Consider the following 15602-nt stretch of genomic DNA (forward strand, 5'->3'; position numbering starts at 1 on the left):
GTCAATCAATAGTGGTACTTCGGCCTTGCGCCAAGTGGCTAAAGCTCTATTCAGTGTTTAAGCCCACAAATAGGGGTAGTTGTCCGTCCGCGTCCGCGTAAAGGCTGGCTCGGACGCTTGACGGCCCGAGACTAGCCAATGCGTCAAGCGTCTCGCGACGCAGCGCTCGTTTGCTGACCCATCGCCGACGCCAGGCGTCCCCGATCGTCTCACAGGTTGGGGCTTCGAAATGTGATGGCCCGACACCGAGCAGGGCCGACCGGGCTCCTGGACTGAGTTCGCAGCCGTAAAAAATCCTTGGTGTCGCGTGATGAAGAATGGCATCGCTCTTCAGTCCCAGAGCATCGAGCCCCTCGCGAATCTGACGGAGCCTCGGACTGGTGCCTTCACCGAAGCGATTGTTGACCCGACGAGCGTCGTGACGCGCGAGAGCCATGCTGCGCAGCGCCTGCGCGGTTTCCCCTCCCAAATGCAACGTCCCGAATCCGCCCGTCAAGCTCTTACCGATCGCGCCCCATTTAAGGTCATGTGGCAAGCCTGGGTGATCTTGAGCCCGAAGAGCCAGCCGATTGTACTGGCTCGAACCAACGCCATAGAGGCTTGTCGTTGTAAGAATGCGCAGGTCGGCCGGTTTTGAAATAACTCTGCCGGCCATTTGTGAAGCGATGACACTGGTCTGACCGCTGTAACGTCTCTGATAAGCGTCTCTGATTTCCTTGGACGTCAGGACGAGCGCTACCAGTTTTCCGCCAAGCAATTCATTATAGGGATGGACTGCGCCGCAGATGCTGACATCGGACACCTCACTCGAGAGCCCGGCTTTGCGGAACTCGGCCAGAGCAATGTCGATCGCTTTTTGCCCGCTTCGTGTTGAGAACAGTTGGTCGAGCGCTGTCTCCGGATTCCGGGAAAGCCCCGCACCGCGGAACATGCCCTTGGCGAACAGCAATTGGGCCAACGTCTCAGCGCGTTTGCGGACGAAGAGAAGGTCCTCTGAGGCGGCGCGCCAATCTGAATCCGGATGTGCGCTCTTGAGAGTGCCGCGATGTGGGCGCACCTGCCCGCCCGCTTCCCTGTGGGATTCGTAATGCTCGCGCAACTGCTGGTCTCGCGCGAACGCCGCGCCGGCCGCCCTCTGCTCAAGCCTGAGGGCAACGGTCTCGGTGGGATCCGCAATTTCTTCCGTGGTTGCAAGGTCGTCCCAGCGAACGGAAGAGATCGACGCGTCGATGCGGTGGATTAGCGCAGCCGCGAAATCTGACGGCTTCCAAATGCCCGATCGTACCCTCTCCTCGGCGGAATCGCGGAGCCATCCGATCCATTGATCCCGGGCAGTGAGCCGCATGACAGGGCTGGCAAGCATGGCTATGCCCATGATTGGTCGACGGGGTCGAGCCGCATTGCGAATGAGAACGAGCATTTGTCGCCCTGGTATCGCCCTGTATTCGTGCGCCCATGTATGTCGGAAATACCGCCAGATATCGATCAGAGCCAGGCCGGTATCTGGACATTTGGCTCCGGCTTCCGCGATTTCGACAACTGGATCGATGATGCGTTTCAAAGCGGCTTCTCGCTCGCCGTCCGCAAGTTTCTCGATAGCCTTGAGTTCGCGCGCGAGCGCGGCGCCATCATCGATCAGATCCGCCACGCAACTCTTTATACCGCCGCGGTGGGCTCGGCGCTCCATCCGGCCCAGGAACTGCACGACCGACGGTTCTTGCAACTGGCGCATGCGTGCTGTCTGAAGCGCACCCCGCACCCGTTCCTTAACGTCTTCGATGCTTTGGTGACCGCTCCGCGAGATTCCTGGCGGCTCGAAGGTGATACGATCGGAATCGACCGACACGCGCCAACCCTGCTCGCACAAATCCGCGACGAGAAGGCAAATTGCCCGTAGCTTTATGCTGTCGCCGTCGTCGACATATCTGCGCGCGAGCGAGCGCAGTTCGTCGGCAAAGCTCCGCGGCATACCGGATCCGAGGTTCAGCAAGTCATGAAGTTGCTTGCGTTCGCCTGCAGCGAGGAAGGGGGAAAACGCCCGTGATCGGCCAGGACCAAATAGCTCGTCGTCGGTACTCACTGTCACCCCAGAATCATGCAGGCCGCGTTGCTGCGGCCCGTTAGCTATCTCAAAAAAATCGATCTGAGGCTAGCTCGTTTCATCGGTCCAGTCGAGTTGTCCCACATCCTGCTCCTCCCCAACTCTCAAATGTGTTGCGAGCATTCCTAGCGCAGCTTCAAGCCGGTTCGACCAGGAAACAAGTTGCTGGCGACTTCTTTCCCTGGCGTCTTCCGGTTCGGCCAACATAACATCGCCCAAGGAAAACAATAGGATTTCCAGCGAAGACCTCAATTCGGGCGTGGATACCGGCCCATCGTATAGCTCTTCGTAGAAGCGGTGAGCGGTGTTCAGGTATAGAACCCGCGCGCCAGCGTGCCGAGTGACACGGAAGAAGGGATGACGCGGCGCCTTTTCGAACTCGACTCGGTATGGGGAAACCCGCAGCGCAAAATCCCATTGGGGGTTCGAACCAGGTTCGGCCATGGCGCTGGCGACACTCATGGCGCGTTCGGATAGACGCTGCCTCCCTTCGCGTGGCGTCAGGGCCTCGAGACGCCGTGCGACCTTGGCGTCCTTGACTTTGCTCCGAAGCTGCTCGATTGCCTTGGGCAGACCGGCCTGGCGAAGCAAATCCCAGATACACGCGGATATGGTTACCTGCTGTTTGGATGTCGTGACGCCGAACATCTCATCCAATGTCGCGGAAAACTCAACCTCGACCTTGATGTAGCGGTCGTTGTTGATGAAAGTCGTCCATGGCGTTCGGGTCTGAACGTCAATCAGCCGGCCATTGCGGCTGAAAAGCAGCCCATGATATTCCTTCAGTATAGAAAAACGGGCGTTCGCGTTGAGACCAACGGCATCCCGTTCTTTGTCGACAGAACCGAAACTTGGCGGCAGCCAAGCATAGCGCAACACAATTGCGCCTTGATAAGTTCCGCTCTCTGGCTCGCGCACCTCTATTCGAACAGGATCAAATGGGTGCGCGCGCTCGTTGTCAAGATCATGAAGATGAAAACCGGGCGTCAGAAATAGTGGGTCGATAGGATCGACGTAAATTCCATCGACGAAAATGGCAGCTTCGCCACGAAGCTTGTGGTAGGTAACACCGAACTGACGGCAGAGATTATCGCGCAGACCTTGCGTTGTCGACCACTCCAGCCGGTCCAATTTGTCGATCAGAATTACAGTGCCTGATACCCAACCTTTTGGATAGCATTCGGCAATATGTTCGGCGACGAACACTGGGAGCGTCGCAGGTCTCGGTTCTGGAACGACGATCTCGCCTTGGGAGTCGGTGTATTCGCCGGCGGTGATCCCGTCTAGGTCGAGGCAAACACTATAAAGGCCGCTGCCGCCGACTTGGGAAAAAACCGTAAAGCGCCTACCCAGGCTCACAGACGAGCATGGCAGACCATATCCATAACGGCCGAGGCCGCTCCGATCATTCTCCCGATGGGTGCCGCCCCACATCACAGCCATCCGGATCATATCCGGTTCCATTCCGTGGCCGTTGTCTACGATGGCGAGTTGAGCGGGCTTTTTGTTCGAGGAGGTACCATCGTAGCCGAAAAGCACATCAACGCGATCGGCATAGGCCTGGACAGAATTGTCGATCAGTTCGGCAACGGCATCGCCGTTGCTGCGATAACCGAGATCGCGAATGCCACGAACGAAAGCCTCTGGCACCATCAGCCCAAATTTCGACCTTGTGCCGCTGCGCTGCGCATATGCTCGTTGAGCAGTAAGGAGTGGGCCAAACCCCACTCCGCGTAGGGAATGCTGTTGGACGGTCATGATTTACGCCGCCAAACGCCACTGCGAGCAAAATCGCTCGATATGTCGATCGAATGTGGTTCGCGTCATCCCTAGATCGGCCACCACCGCTTTGACGGGTCTGTCATCCAGATAGATGAGACGAAGCGCACCTCCTACGTCATCCGGAGCGTGAAGCAGGATCTTCTCGACCTCAAGCCGATCTTCCACGTTGAATTGACTGGCTAGGGCCAACGGATCGCTAAACCGATCGAAATCGACATACGGGATGCCGTTATCACCCGTAACGGTGCAATGTTCTACACTCTTGGTGGCAATGCGGCCCACATCCTCCGCCGCGACAGTGTTGCTGATCTCCTTGGCGCTCGGCCGCGTGCGGCGGCCGGGAGGTGCATAGCTAGTGCGAACAGCGCGGATCGCAGACAATACCGCACGACGAAAAAGCGCCTTGCCGCCGCGATTGGAAAGGCCGGCAGCGCCGACGGTGAACAGTTCGACGAATGCCTGACCAAAAACTTCATCATGAAGATCGTCTGGGAAATCTTTGGCGTAAGATTTCGACAGACGCCGCGCATAAAGGCGAGCTTGGTTGCTAAGTCTCTGCGGACTATAGGGTTTATTTGTGAGTGCGGCCTCGATCAAAACATCAAGAGTTACCTGTGTGACACCGTTCTTCACGGAGTCCTCCTTTCGCTGCTGTTGCCTTCAAAATTCAGCTTGAAGGCCGTTGCAGCGTCCGGGGGACATGGCGGCTCATGGCCGCGCCTACACTGGTTTCGAGCTGGTACTCTTACTAATAATCAAGATAACAGCTTGGCGTTTGCCAAGCTAGATGGAAAGCAAGGCGCGGAAGACGCGCCCTGCAATGTCAATTATTCTGCTGCTGCCACCTCAGCATCCTCAGTGGTTTCCGCCGCAACATCACCCTCCATGGCGCCTTCCGCCGTTTCCTCGTCGTTCGGTGCCGATGTCTGCTGGAGCATCTTGTAGGCATCGAACAAGAATGTGCTCCAAGCACGCTCTCGCTGTGCCTCGTACCACGCAGCGCAGGTTTCATCCTCGATGCCGAGTTCCGCCCGGGCCAGTGCAATTAGCAGAACGTCAAGGGCCTGCTTTGCATGACCGCCGCCCTCCAAGTCCAGGAGCGGAGCATAAAAGGCTTGAAAGAATGGGTGCTGGCGATTGATCATAACAGCGATTTGGCCCCCATTCGCCCATTGGGGTTTGTAAAAGGGCCCCCTGGCTTCGTCGAAAAAGTCGATGACATACGGCCGCCGCTTGGCTTCCTCTTCAACCGCCTGACGTGCCTGAGCGATCGACGTCTGGTCTATCTTTGCACGACGTTTGGCTTCCTGCTCAGCCTCTTCCCTGACTTTGGCTTTGTCGCGTTCGGTAATACGCGGTTTTTGCCCGGCAATTGAATCCGCCTGAGCCGAGACCCTCTCAGCCACAGTCGCGGTCGCGGCTTTCCTGGCCTCACGCTGGCGCTGACGTTCCTTCTCTTCACTTCGCATCTTGCTTTGGTGATTGTTTTCGCGATTTAGGGCGGCATCGATACCCTCAGCGGCGAAAAGGCGCCACAAGTCCTCCAACGGACGGACGGTTTGTTTGTCGTTGGTGATACCGAAAATCTCGTCCAGGTGAGGATCGAAACGGACTTCTACACCCCAGTGATACGCATAGGACTGAAGAAGTGGCCATTTACCAAGGCCCTTGGAAAGATCTTTCATCGACTTCGGAAAAACGTCGACAGTCTCGATCTCGCGGCCCGCGCGAACAAACGACATTCCGCGCCGGCTCTTCCTGATTTCGAAGCGACGGTGACTGTCGGTTTCAATTTTCGCCTTTGAATGCTCGGCAAAACCATAAGGGAAACGTGCAACGCGAACGTAGATCGCACCGGCGGCTTCCAGCGACGGATCGTTTGCATCGAGTTCGTTGATACTTTCGACCTTGGTGAGCGATAGCACACCATCCTCGTCCCGCGCATATTTGACCGGAATGTTCCAGTCTTGGCTCATAATCGCCCCGCCCTTGTCCTCAGGGCGGAAATAGCGGGCCTCCGGGGTCAGGAAGAGCGGATCGACTGGCTCGACCTTGGCCCCATCCACGTAAAGGCTGACTTTCGAAAGAAGATAGCGGTATGTGACGCCGAAGTCGTCAACGAGATGCTCCTTCATCAATGCCGGCTTACGATACGAGATACGGTCGGGTTCGACCCAGAGTACGACGGTACCATGGTCGAAGGCCAAACCGTTTTTGTCGAGATAGACTTGTACAAAACTGGGAAGTTCTGCCTCTACGGGCTCGGGAATAGTCTGGAGTCCGTGGGATTTGACATGACGCGCATCCAACCACGCTTTGGTGACAACCGGTGCGCCCGCGACCTTGGTGTAGACCTCCACAAGCCGTGTCTGATTGATAGAAGCGTTCGGAAGGCCGAAACCAAACTTGCCGATAAAGTCTGGCTCATCAAAATGGGTACCAGATCCCCAGGAAAGTGCGTACTGCGCCATCCGTGGGATCATCCCAGATCCATTATCAATGAAGGCTATTGCATTGATCGATTCTGTGCGCTGGTGCGCCTTGAGCTGTTTCGGACGCTCAAAGCAAACGTCAACTCGCGTTGCACCCGCTTCCATCGCGTTATCGACAATTTCGCGAGCTGCGGCGGCAGAGTTACGGTATCCGCTACGGCGCTGCGATTCCAAGGCTTGGGAGGCGTTGAAAAGAGGAAAAGCGTAGTTGTCCGGAAGCCGGTCGAGATATTTCTGTTGGCGTTCGACCTCGGTTAGCAGGCGATCGCTCGTATCATTCGGTATCATATCGGTCATGGTCATATGTCTCTACTCCTGTTTCACGGCTCATGGCCGCGGGGTACAACATACTATGGCCAGGCTTTTCGTTGTTTTCCCACAATTCAGCAAATAAAGTTCAGTGCAGATCTTCACGATCAGAAATTTGATCAAGTTGACGGTGACACTCGACACCTCAAAGTGCCCCCCACGCCCGAAACCTCCCCCTCCCCGTCATCTCCCTGAGCCCCAGTTCACCAACAATCCTCAGCGCCGCCCGCGGCGTCACCTTCAGCGCCTCGGCAACCATGCCGGCCGAGACCAGCGGCCGCGCCATCACCAGTTCGATCAAGCCTGGCAGATTTGACGACGACCGCCGGCTGGCCAGCTTCCGCTCCATCATTTGCTTCGCCAGTATCAGCCGGTCGTGCTCCTTGAGGCCGAGCTCGGCGGCCGCAATGATGCCATTGACGATCGCCAGCAGCCGCGTGTCACGTGCGCGATGCCGACGCCGATCAACGCCGATGGTCTTCAGACCAACATTGATCGCCACCAGGTGGGCGCCGGTCGCGACGCCACCCTGCCGCAGCATTTCGGCGGCGAGCAGCCGGCCGAGCCAGGGCGCGTGCTGCAGCACCTGCAGATCGTTCCAGGCATCGAGGATGATGATCGCCTGCAATATCGGTGGCAAGCCATCGGTCTCAATGACGACGGCGCGCCACTCGACGAGGCGTTCATCCTCGTCCCAATCGAGATCGTAGACCAGCGGATCTTTTTCTCTTCCCCCGCCGCGTCGGGGCGCCTTGGCCTCGGCAATAGCGGCGTCGGAACGGGCGAGTACCGCGTCGATCGCCGCTAACTCCGCCGCGAGGGGATCGGAAACGTCAGGCCCCTCCCCTTCCCCGACCGCGTCTGCAAAGGTTGTGGCCGGCGGCGGAGCATGGACTCCGTTCCCATGAATCGTGTCTTCAGCGCTGGTGCTCTCGGCGCCAGCGCCGCGGAGCGTACGGAGGCCTTCGTTGCTCAGCGCCCAGCCGGGTGGCTGCGCCGCGATCCGCCGGCGCGTCTTCAAAACGTCACGGGCAATGGCTAACTCGTGGGTCGGGGTGCGGACGTCGAGGCGGGCGTCGTGCAGCACCAGGTCCTCGAGATGGACGAGTTCGCCGTCGATCCACAGCGAGGCGCAGGCGTCGGCGAAATGGGCGCGCTCGATCCAGCCGTCGCCGACCGGCGATCGCGCAACTCGCTCGTCGAGACGCACCAGAATAGCGGTCGCGTCAGAAACACGCCTTTGGAGGCTGGTAATGGGCAATTGAGACAAATCATAACGCATTGAATTCATTGTAAACGATTTGCTAAACGGACACTATATCGCACTTAGTGTCCGTCACAGGTTGGTCTCGCCGTGACGATGTCTCACTTCCGATAAGTACTGCTTATCGGTGGTAATTGATTTCGCCGCGCACATCACGATGTCAGTCGTCCTGGATCACCGGATATGCTTGGTTTTCCGGGCTTCTGGGGCGATTTCGCCTGGGATGACCGGACTCCCCGAAACAGAATTCGACGTCCCGCGGCGGCGCACATGGCCCGTCCTCTCTTCCAGGATTGAGCTCCCGCGCCTTTCAGCAGGCTCTCGGTCTCGCAGCCATTTCCGAACCCACTGTTTTTACGGCATTTCCGCCATAGAAGCCCGCTGGCGAGCATTTGCCTATGCGGACGCCCCGTTGCTCGTCAGCGGCGGCATTTCGAGTCCGGTGGCCTGCTATTCGATGCCTAAAACACGCTTGCAACTGACCATTTTCTCGCGCATTCCTTATTTGTACAAAGCATCTGAAACCGCGCGAGAAAATCATGGTAAAGCGGCCAAGCGCCAATCCAAGGCCCGCCCCCAAACGGCTTATCGGCTATGCACGCGTCTCAACCGACGATCAGCTCCATGATGCGCAGATGGACGAGTTGCGCGCCGCCGGCTGCGAGCGGATTTTTCAGGAGCACGGATCGGGCGCTTCACGGGCGCGACCAGTTTTGACGAGACTGCTTGGCGAGCTCGCCGCCGGCGATGTGCTTGTCGTTGTGCGCCTGGATCGCCTCGCCCGCTCCGTCAGTCATCTGTTGCAGGTGATCGAGGATCTTGAGCAGCGCGGCGTTCATTTCAGATCAATCCGCGATCCGATCGACACGTCCACGCCGCAGGGTATGTTCTCCCTACAAGTTCTTGGCGCGGTCGCGCAGCTCGAGCGGGCGCTGATCGCCGAACGCACCAAAGCCGGCATCAAGGCGGCGAAGGCCCGAGGCAAGCTTCCTGGAAACCCGGGCCTGCGAGAACGACGACCGGAAGCAATCAAAGCAGTGTCAAAAGCACGCGAAAAACTCTATATCGACGAGCTCGTGGCGTCCGCGCAGACGTGGCTGCCAATGGTGCGGCAACTCCGTCCGCAACACAGTTGGGACAATGTCGTGCGGGTGCTCAATCGCCGCGGCCACGACTGGACCGTTGAGCGCCTTCGTCGAGCCGTTCATCGCATGGTTCGCGAAAAGCTCGCGGAAAAAGAACTTTTGGCCCGGTCCCCTCGCCGCGCGCCCGGGGACCATCTGATGAAGCTGGTAGCAGCAATCACCATTGCCGATCCGAATCTATCTCTTCGAGACATCGGCGCTCAACTCGACCAGATGGGTGAACGGCCCGCACGCGGCGGCAAAAAGTGGCAGCCATCCTCCGTCCGGGACTTGCTGGACGAAGCCCACCGGTTTGGTCTCATCCGCCATTGAGGGCACGGTTAGTGGTGATGGCTTCAGCTAGAATAAACGACATCGGTCCCGTGAGCCGGTCGCTTTGGAAATTTGGCGATAAACCCATTCAAGAGCGATTGGTCGAGATTGAGATGAACATAACCGCCCGCGACGGAAGGACGCATAAGCTTATGCTCCGTATCAATGAATCTCTTCGTTTGATGATAGAAGCTTTCGCCCTGAGCTCGCGAGAGGGCTAAACTGAAAAAGTTCGCACCTCCCACCATACCGACCAAGAGCTCTGACGTAACATGCGGCAAGGGCGAGTCCCGCTCGATGGTCGGCAGTACGTGAACCGAGAAACTTGAAAGCGGTATTCGAACACGGTCCCCAGCTAAGAACGGGGAACTAGGCTTGTTAAGAGCCAAGATGCAGAGGCAGTCGTCGATGTACGTGTGGAAGAAAACACGCTCGAAAACCAGTTTTCCTTTTTCAAGCTCATCAATGCTCATGAAAGCTATAAGAGCGCCGTCTACCACCGACATTCCACTCGGATCATATTCATAAAGCTCGTAATATCCTCCAACTCCGGCTTTCAGAGTACGGGACTGCGGAAGAACGTCTTCTTCAAGCAAGCGAGAGAGGAGCCAGCCACCGGTTCTGTGCCTTCTGTGATAGAAGGGCTCATTGCCGATCTTCAGCTCAGAGTACTGTTTGCCTCGTTCAAATAGCCAATCTCTCAAAGCAGGCGCTCCACTCCCGGCAAGAGTGACCCTGCCGAAGTATGGGATCTCATCGGAGGTTCCAAAATTCTTCGCTCTGCTAAACCATGCGCCGTCGCAAACACCGATGATCTCAAAATCACCACGCGCCTTTTGCTCGCTGATATCCATAGCGTGCTCGAGGACGCTTTGCACCCTTCGTGTATCAATCGGAGGCAAGGAAGTCGAAGGCATGAGTGGGCCGCCCCGGAGTTGTCGGGCGTTGCGTGCCACGTCCTTGATGTGTGAAACCGTTCCGGCGGTCAAAAAGGCGGCATCCGAGACGTCACTCTTCACCCGCAAGATCTTCCTTGCAAGGCTCACCGGTACCGCGTTTATGTTCAATGGATACCCGGCTGGCGTTGACGGCAACGATATGGGCACCGGCACATGCAGTGGGGCATTAGAATAGTCCGCTGACATAAGCACGTCGGCGATGGCTAACTGAAGTTCTTCAAAAAACGCTACTACGGTCATAATTTACCGATCCGATACAAAGCTGCTTCGACCTGCCAAACGAGGCCCTGCCTCTTGCGGTCTGTCGATATCGATAAGGAGCAATGTCAAAGATCTCCTTTATGAAACTGGTGGCATTTCCAAAATCTGCTTCGTTTTTGTTTGGGTGCCTTTCAACCGTTCAACCTCCATAAATCCTTGTATCTTATGAGAAAACGCCGAAAAAGAACGGCTGACAAGGTCGTGGCGTCGCAGGAACCCGAAGATTTGACACTCGGGAGATCAAGGGGCCCCAACCACCAACCGTGAGGATCTCTCTGCCGTCAGCCCGCTTTTCGAGATCCCTCTCCGCTCGCCTTCAACAGTGCCATCAACATCGGCCCCAACGAAAACTCCCCGCGCTCCGAGCGCCTGGTCAGATCCCGCAGATATCCGCCGGCAGATGTTATGAAATTCGACCGCTCCAGAATGCAGGCCACCGCAACTGCCGCATTCTCCGGCCCCATGGCATTGCAGGCCTCCTCGTAGGCTGAGGGGCTGACGCCGAGCATTGATCGCACGACGACGGCCGCTTTCATCAGCTCGCGCCAGTGCTCAATGCGCCCGCCGGGTCCGTAATCAGCGATCTGCGGGCAGGCACGAAGGACCATTCCGAGCGGGAATGCCTTGATCGGCTCAGGTTTCGTCTTCGGTCGTCCGTTCGGCCCATTCTTCGTCAGAGGTTCATCCGCCAAGCTTTCGCCCTGCTCTTTTCCAGAGCTAGGTTCAAGTTCATTTATGGATTCGGTATTTGAATTCTGTATGTGGCAGGCATTGTGAATGGCATTGCCATGCATATCTTCAGTTTTCAGCTGTGTTTCCAGGATGTTGAGAACCTCTTCTCGCAAGAGCTCCATCTCGTCGAGCGTAATCTCGACCTGTGCACGGTTCGGATGGCGCGGGAGGCGGGCGAGAATACTGACATACTCAGATTCCACCCGTTCCCAGTTCCCTGTAGCGCCCTCTTCCACGGCAGCCGAGACCAGCTTGCGCACATCGCGACGGCAGATCGTGAGGGCTTCCTTTGCACGGCGGAAACGAGCGCGTTCGGCGGCGACGTCCTGCGCCATCAGGGCGAGCTCCGTGGCACGAGCCAGCAGCGGTGTCAGGTCAAACCCGTAGGCCTGCTCGACCTCGCCATCGCGGTTGCGGTGCGCATAACGTTTACCGTTCGGGCTATCGCGCCGCAGAATAAGGCCGGCATCGACAAGTGCCGCGAGTTGTCGGCGCAGTGTCGTCTCGGTGATGCCGTGAGCCCGCACGGACAACTGGGCGTTGGATGGGAAAACGACCAACCCCTGGCTCGGATCGAGCTCCGCGTGAGGATGAAACGTCAGGAGGGCATCAAGGACGGCAAGTGCCCGGTCCTGGATTCCCAGGCGTTCCCGTGCCTCGCACACGTCACGAAACACTTTCCACTTTTCGATACGCGTGTCTGGCTGCGGATTTTCGATCGCCATCTGGCCTCTGACCAGGGCAAGCGACATCGGCCGCCGCCCAAAGGGCGTCGTCACATGTCCCGTCTGCATTTTTCACTCACCTTGCTTCAGGCAAAGGAAATCCGCTCACCAAATCGGCGCCAAGACTCTTGACTGTGATTCCGGGAAATGCGATTCTCGATCCTGCTAGAGATGACGAGAGAGGCTTCCACGGTTCGCCGTTTGGGGGCCTTTTTCTTTTGCGGTTCAGTCTCCGTTTGTTTCAGTTTTCGATCCTTTGTACTCTTCGTACAAACGACCCATGTGAGAAGACAGCCATTCGCCGAAAGGCCGGGCTTCAACATTCGTAAGCTCGATGGCAACTTTCTTTGCCTTCGAATTTATCGCCACGTTCAGTGCGCGATCGGTCGAGGTCCAGTCCCGGACAGGGACTTCTGGCTTCGGCTTCTTCGCGGCTGACTTCGCCTTGTATCGCTTCAAGTAGTCATGGAGCGCATCGAAACGTTCGTTTTCAGGAAGCTTGTGGAGTTCGGCGGATTCCGAATACTCCACGGCGGCCTTTGACAGGGCAGGGGCAAGCACGAGTTGGCGAAGGCTCAGCCACCGGTCCCGCCCGATTTTCTTGGACGCTCCCAGTGCCGTGATAACTGATGCCGGCACTGCCTCGACAACGGCCAGCATCTTCGAGAGCATAGCCTCGTCGATGGCCAGCGACGATCGGACCACTTCCTTCGTCATTCCTGACGCGACCAGGTTCTGAGCGAAGTATGCACGTTCTATGAACGACAGGTTCGAACGGGCCGCGTTCTCCTGTCCCTGCACGATCGCCGAAGTCGCGTCGTCGAGCTTCTTCACGATTGCCTTGACGGGGACTCCGAGCTCGCGTGCGACCCTCAGGCGACGATGCCCGAACACAACCATGTATCGTTTGGCATCTGTTGAGCTGGGACGAACGAGGATAGGGGTCGTCTGTCCTGATTCCTTGATCGCCTGGAGCAGTTCTTGGAATTCTTCCCCATCGTCAGACAGACGGTCGGCAACGAAAGAGACATCGATCAATCGCGGATCAAGATCCACGATCACCTCGCCTTCCATAAGCTTCTTGGTGTTCTCGGCCATGTCCTCGATGGAGCGGACAACCGTCTTGGCAGCTCCTGTCATGCCGTAACCCGGTTTCGTTGGGGTCTGGTTTGCCGCGATCGACGCCATATCCAGCTTCGCAAACGGATTTTCACGGGACATCAGCACCCTCCGAACCTGCTGTCAACGCCGACAAGCTGTTGAAGACGCTCAGCAAAACGTTGAAAAAAACGGCTGACAAGTATCTCATTTTCGCCCCCAGACGCCGTGGATAAGCTCGACGATTTCCGCATTGGCTGCATTCAGGCTCTCGATGGCGCGGTCATAGGTCGCTCTGACGAACTCGCCCCGCTCGACCTCATACAGAGTTTGCTTCTTAATCGACGCATCGGAAATCGCGGTGGACTTCAGCACGTGGTTTCTCAGCATCTGCTGTGCAAACATCGACTGCATGAACCCGACCATCTGAGCCTGCGGGATGTCCGTGGGTTCAAATCGCGTGATGAGGTACCGGAACCACTGAACACGCATTTCGGCGCCGGCCTCGGCGACAGGCCCCATGATCCCGCCGAGCATCATCAGAAACTGGCTCATCGACATGATGTCCAGCATCTGAGGATGAATGGTGATGAGGATCCCGGTCGACGCCATGAGCGCGGTAATGGTCAGATAACCGAGCTGAGGTGGGCAATCGATGACGACCACGTCGTACTTGTCATCGACCTGCTTCAGAGCGCTGGCGATCCGCATGTAGAACAGCCGGCCGTCCTCACCTTTCTTGGAAGATATCGCCAGCGGCACGTCATACTCGTATTCCTGAAGAACCAGGTTTGCTGGCACGACATCCAGTCCGGGAATATTGGTCTGCTGGATGACATCGGCGATCGACTTGCGCTCGTCGTCAAAGCGAAGAGCCTCATAAAGAGACGCTGTATCATCAAGCTCCGGCTGTATCCCGAACAAGGAAGTCAGGGATGCCTGCGGGTCAAGGTCGACCGCCAGCACACGATGGCCGGTGAGGGCAAGATACTGAGCAAGGTGTGCGGCAGTGGTGGTCTTGCCGCTTCCGCCCTTGAAGTTTACGACAGAGACGACCTGCATCGGTTCGCCTTCCCGCCGTCTGGGGACGTAATACCGCTTGTCGGATTTCTTGTTGGCCTCAAGATAATCACGAAGCTCAAGCATCTGATCGGCCGTATAATAGCGGCGTCCGCCAACCGATTCTATTTCAGGCCCCTTGCCATCGGCATGGATCTGCCTGAGATGAGTCTGGGTTACGCCCATGAAGTCGGCAACCTCCGCAAGCTGAAACTTGCGCAGTCCCTTGCGGGCGTCCGGCGGATACTGCTGGCTGCGCAACATGTGCAACGCACTTGAGATCTTCGCCCCTTGTTGGGCGATCTCAATATCAAATCTGTTGGGCAACATACTGGTCATTTCGCGAACTATTTCCCCGGAGGTCTTCACTTTCGAAAAAATGGCTGGAATGCCATCATTTGCGAAACTATCTCCCGATTCCCTCCGAGCCGCAAGACATTTAAGATTAACAAGAGGTTAACGCCATCGCGCGGGAAAATGCTATCCCGCTCGATTTTTCTTTAATAATCGAGAGTTAACAAGCCAGAGGTTCTGCTGCGTTCTCGATCTGTTTATCTGTGAATCCTGCAAACCGATCTGGCCGCGTTGGGCGTGAAATGACCTGATCTCCCTAAACTCGGCGATAACCGCGGTGCGACTCACTCGCCAAACATTGCAGGATCCTCCAACTACCGCTCGATTCCGTTCCATGCTGACTTCTCCGCCAATCAACGACGACGGAGAAATTCATGCAGGTTTTCGCGCTCACCAAACCGCGGAATGTTCACGAAGCTCGACTCATCCAGCAACATCACCAGCTACGCGCTCGCGTTTTCGCGGAGCGGCTGGGCTGGGAGGTCGAGGTTGTAGACGGCCAGGAATCGGATGGGTTCGACACTATTGGTCCAACCTACGTGCTGGCCGTCTCCAACGCCGGCGATGTGAGTGGTTGCGCACGGCTCCTGCCGGCCACTGGCCCGACGATGGTGACGAACGTCTTTCCATCGCTTCTACCGAAGGGCGGACTGAACGCCCATCCCGCAATGATCGAGAGCTCCCGCTTCTGCGTTGATACCACCCTTGAGGAGGGCAGGGGATCGGGCTCGGTGCATGAGGTAACGCTGACCATGTTTGCGGGCATCATCGAGTGGTGCCTCGTGAACGCCATCACCGAGATCGTTACCGTGACCGACCTGCGGTTCGAACGCATTCTCAGCCGTGTCGGCTGGCCGCTTCGGCGCATTGGCGAGCCGAGCCGTATCGGAGTGACCATAGCTGTCGCTGGAGTCCTACAGGCGAACACGGAAGCGTTTCAGAGGCTGCGCCCGTCCAGCTATCGATCTCAAATCACCGGCCCTCTGGGCCAGGCAGCTTAAGGAGAAAG

At 57.3% G+C, this 15602-nt stretch carries 11 protein-coding genes; 2 read left to right on the top strand and 9 right to left on the bottom strand.

Features of this window, described 5'->3' with window-relative positions:
- Nucleotides 1-46 precede the first annotated feature (46 nt).
- The 5 genes from FHT69_RS31480 to FHT69_RS31500 all read right to left on the bottom strand — a co-directional run bounded on the left by FHT69_RS31480 (nucleotide 47) and on the right by FHT69_RS31500 (nucleotide 7966).
- A complete protein-coding gene (locus tag FHT69_RS31480; protein WP_312865389.1) occupies nucleotides 47-2080 on the bottom strand; it encodes a Druantia anti-phage system protein DruA in 2034 nt (677 codons plus the stop codon).
- A gap of 69 nt (nucleotides 2081-2149) precedes the next feature.
- Nucleotides 2150-3859: an ATP-binding protein gene (locus FHT69_RS31485; protein WP_183845400.1), complete on the bottom strand. Its 1710-nt coding sequence runs from the start codon at nucleotides 3857-3859 to the stop codon at nucleotides 2150-2152.
- 3 nt (nucleotides 3860-3862) lie between these two features.
- Nucleotides 3863-4516, bottom strand: coding sequence for a hypothetical protein (locus FHT69_RS31490; RefSeq protein WP_183845399.1), 654 nt, complete (start codon nucleotides 4514-4516; stop codon nucleotides 3863-3865).
- 194 nt (nucleotides 4517-4710) lie between these two features.
- A complete protein-coding gene (locus FHT69_RS31495) occupies nucleotides 4711-6678 on the bottom strand; it encodes an ATP-binding protein (protein WP_183845398.1) in 1968 nt (655 codons plus the stop codon).
- Between the two features lie 151 nt (nucleotides 6679-6829).
- The gene (locus FHT69_RS31500) at nucleotides 6830-7966 is read right to left on the bottom strand and encodes an RHE_PE00001 family protein (protein WP_183845397.1); all 1137 of its coding nucleotides are present in this window, start codon (nucleotides 7964-7966) and stop codon (nucleotides 6830-6832) included.
- Nucleotides 7967-8487: 521 nt separating this feature from the next.
- Between FHT69_RS31500 and FHT69_RS31505 the strand changes: the two genes are divergently transcribed.
- Entirely contained in the window at nucleotides 8488-9405 is a 918-nt protein-coding gene (locus FHT69_RS31505; protein ID WP_183845396.1) for a recombinase family protein, read from the top strand.
- 23 nt (nucleotides 9406-9428) lie between these two features.
- Here FHT69_RS31505 and FHT69_RS31510 read toward each other — a convergent pair whose 3' ends face one another.
- The 4 genes from FHT69_RS31510 to repA all read right to left on the bottom strand — a co-directional run bounded on the left by FHT69_RS31510 (nucleotide 9429) and on the right by repA (nucleotide 14578).
- Nucleotides 9429-10604, bottom strand: coding sequence for a hypothetical protein (locus FHT69_RS31510; protein ID WP_183845395.1), 1176 nt, complete (start codon nucleotides 10602-10604; stop codon nucleotides 9429-9431).
- A 302-nt stretch (nucleotides 10605-10906) separates the two neighbouring features.
- Nucleotides 10907-12151 (bottom strand): plasmid replication protein RepC, encoded by a 1245-nt coding sequence (gene repC / locus FHT69_RS31515; RefSeq protein WP_183845394.1) that lies wholly within the window; start codon nucleotides 12149-12151, stop codon nucleotides 10907-10909.
- A 156-nt stretch (nucleotides 12152-12307) separates the two neighbouring features.
- A complete protein-coding gene (gene repB / locus FHT69_RS31520) occupies nucleotides 12308-13303 on the bottom strand; it encodes a plasmid partitioning protein RepB (RefSeq protein WP_183845393.1) in 996 nt (331 codons plus the stop codon).
- A gap of 84 nt (nucleotides 13304-13387) precedes the next feature.
- On the bottom strand, nucleotides 13388-14578 hold the full coding sequence (gene repA / locus FHT69_RS31525; protein ID WP_183845392.1) for a plasmid partitioning protein RepA: 1191 nt from the start codon (nucleotides 14576-14578) through the stop codon (nucleotides 13388-13390).
- A gap of 389 nt (nucleotides 14579-14967) precedes the next feature.
- Here repA and traI point away from each other — a divergent pair, with 389 nt between their 5' ends.
- The gene (traI, locus tag FHT69_RS31530) at nucleotides 14968-15594 is read left to right on the top strand and encodes an acyl-homoserine-lactone synthase TraI (RefSeq protein WP_183845391.1); all 627 of its coding nucleotides are present in this window, start codon (nucleotides 14968-14970) and stop codon (nucleotides 15592-15594) included.
- The last annotated feature ends 8 nt before the right edge of the window (nucleotides 15595-15602 follow it).

Source organism: Rhizobium sp. BK008 (genome assembly GCF_014197345.1).
GTDB lineage: Bacteria > Pseudomonadota > Alphaproteobacteria > Rhizobiales > Rhizobiaceae > Rhizobium > Rhizobium anhuiense.

Bases quoted from the DNA above. Each gene is read 5' to 3' on its own strand.
- FHT69_RS31495 (WP_183845398.1), bottom strand. From the start codon at position 6,678: ATGACCATGACCGATATGATACCGAATGATACGAGCGATCGCCTGCTA.
- repB (WP_183845393.1), bottom strand. From the start codon at position 13,303: ATGTCCCGTGAAAATCCGTTTGCGAAGCTGGATATGGCGTCGATCGCG.
- FHT69_RS31505 (WP_183845396.1), top strand. From the start codon at position 8,488: ATGGTAAAGCGGCCAAGCGCCAATCCAAGGCCCGCCCCCAAACGGCTT.
- FHT69_RS31510 (WP_183845395.1), bottom strand. From the start codon at position 10,604: ATGACCGTAGTAGCGTTTTTTGAAGAACTTCAGTTAGCCATCGCCGAC.
- FHT69_RS31485 (WP_183845400.1), bottom strand. From the start codon at position 3,859: ATGACCGTCCAACAGCATTCCCTACGCGGAGTGGGGTTTGGCCCACTC.
- repC (WP_183845394.1), bottom strand. From the start codon at position 12,151: ATGCAGACGGGACATGTGACGACGCCCTTTGGGCGGCGGCCGATGTCG.
- traI (WP_183845391.1), top strand. From the start codon at position 14,968: ATGCAGGTTTTCGCGCTCACCAAACCGCGGAATGTTCACGAAGCTCGA.
- repA (WP_183845392.1), bottom strand. From the start codon at position 14,578: ATGACCAGTATGTTGCCCAACAGATTTGATATTGAGATCGCCCAACAA.
- FHT69_RS31500 (WP_183845397.1), bottom strand. From the start codon at position 7,966: ATGCGTTATGATTTGTCTCAATTGCCCATTACCAGCCTCCAAAGGCGT.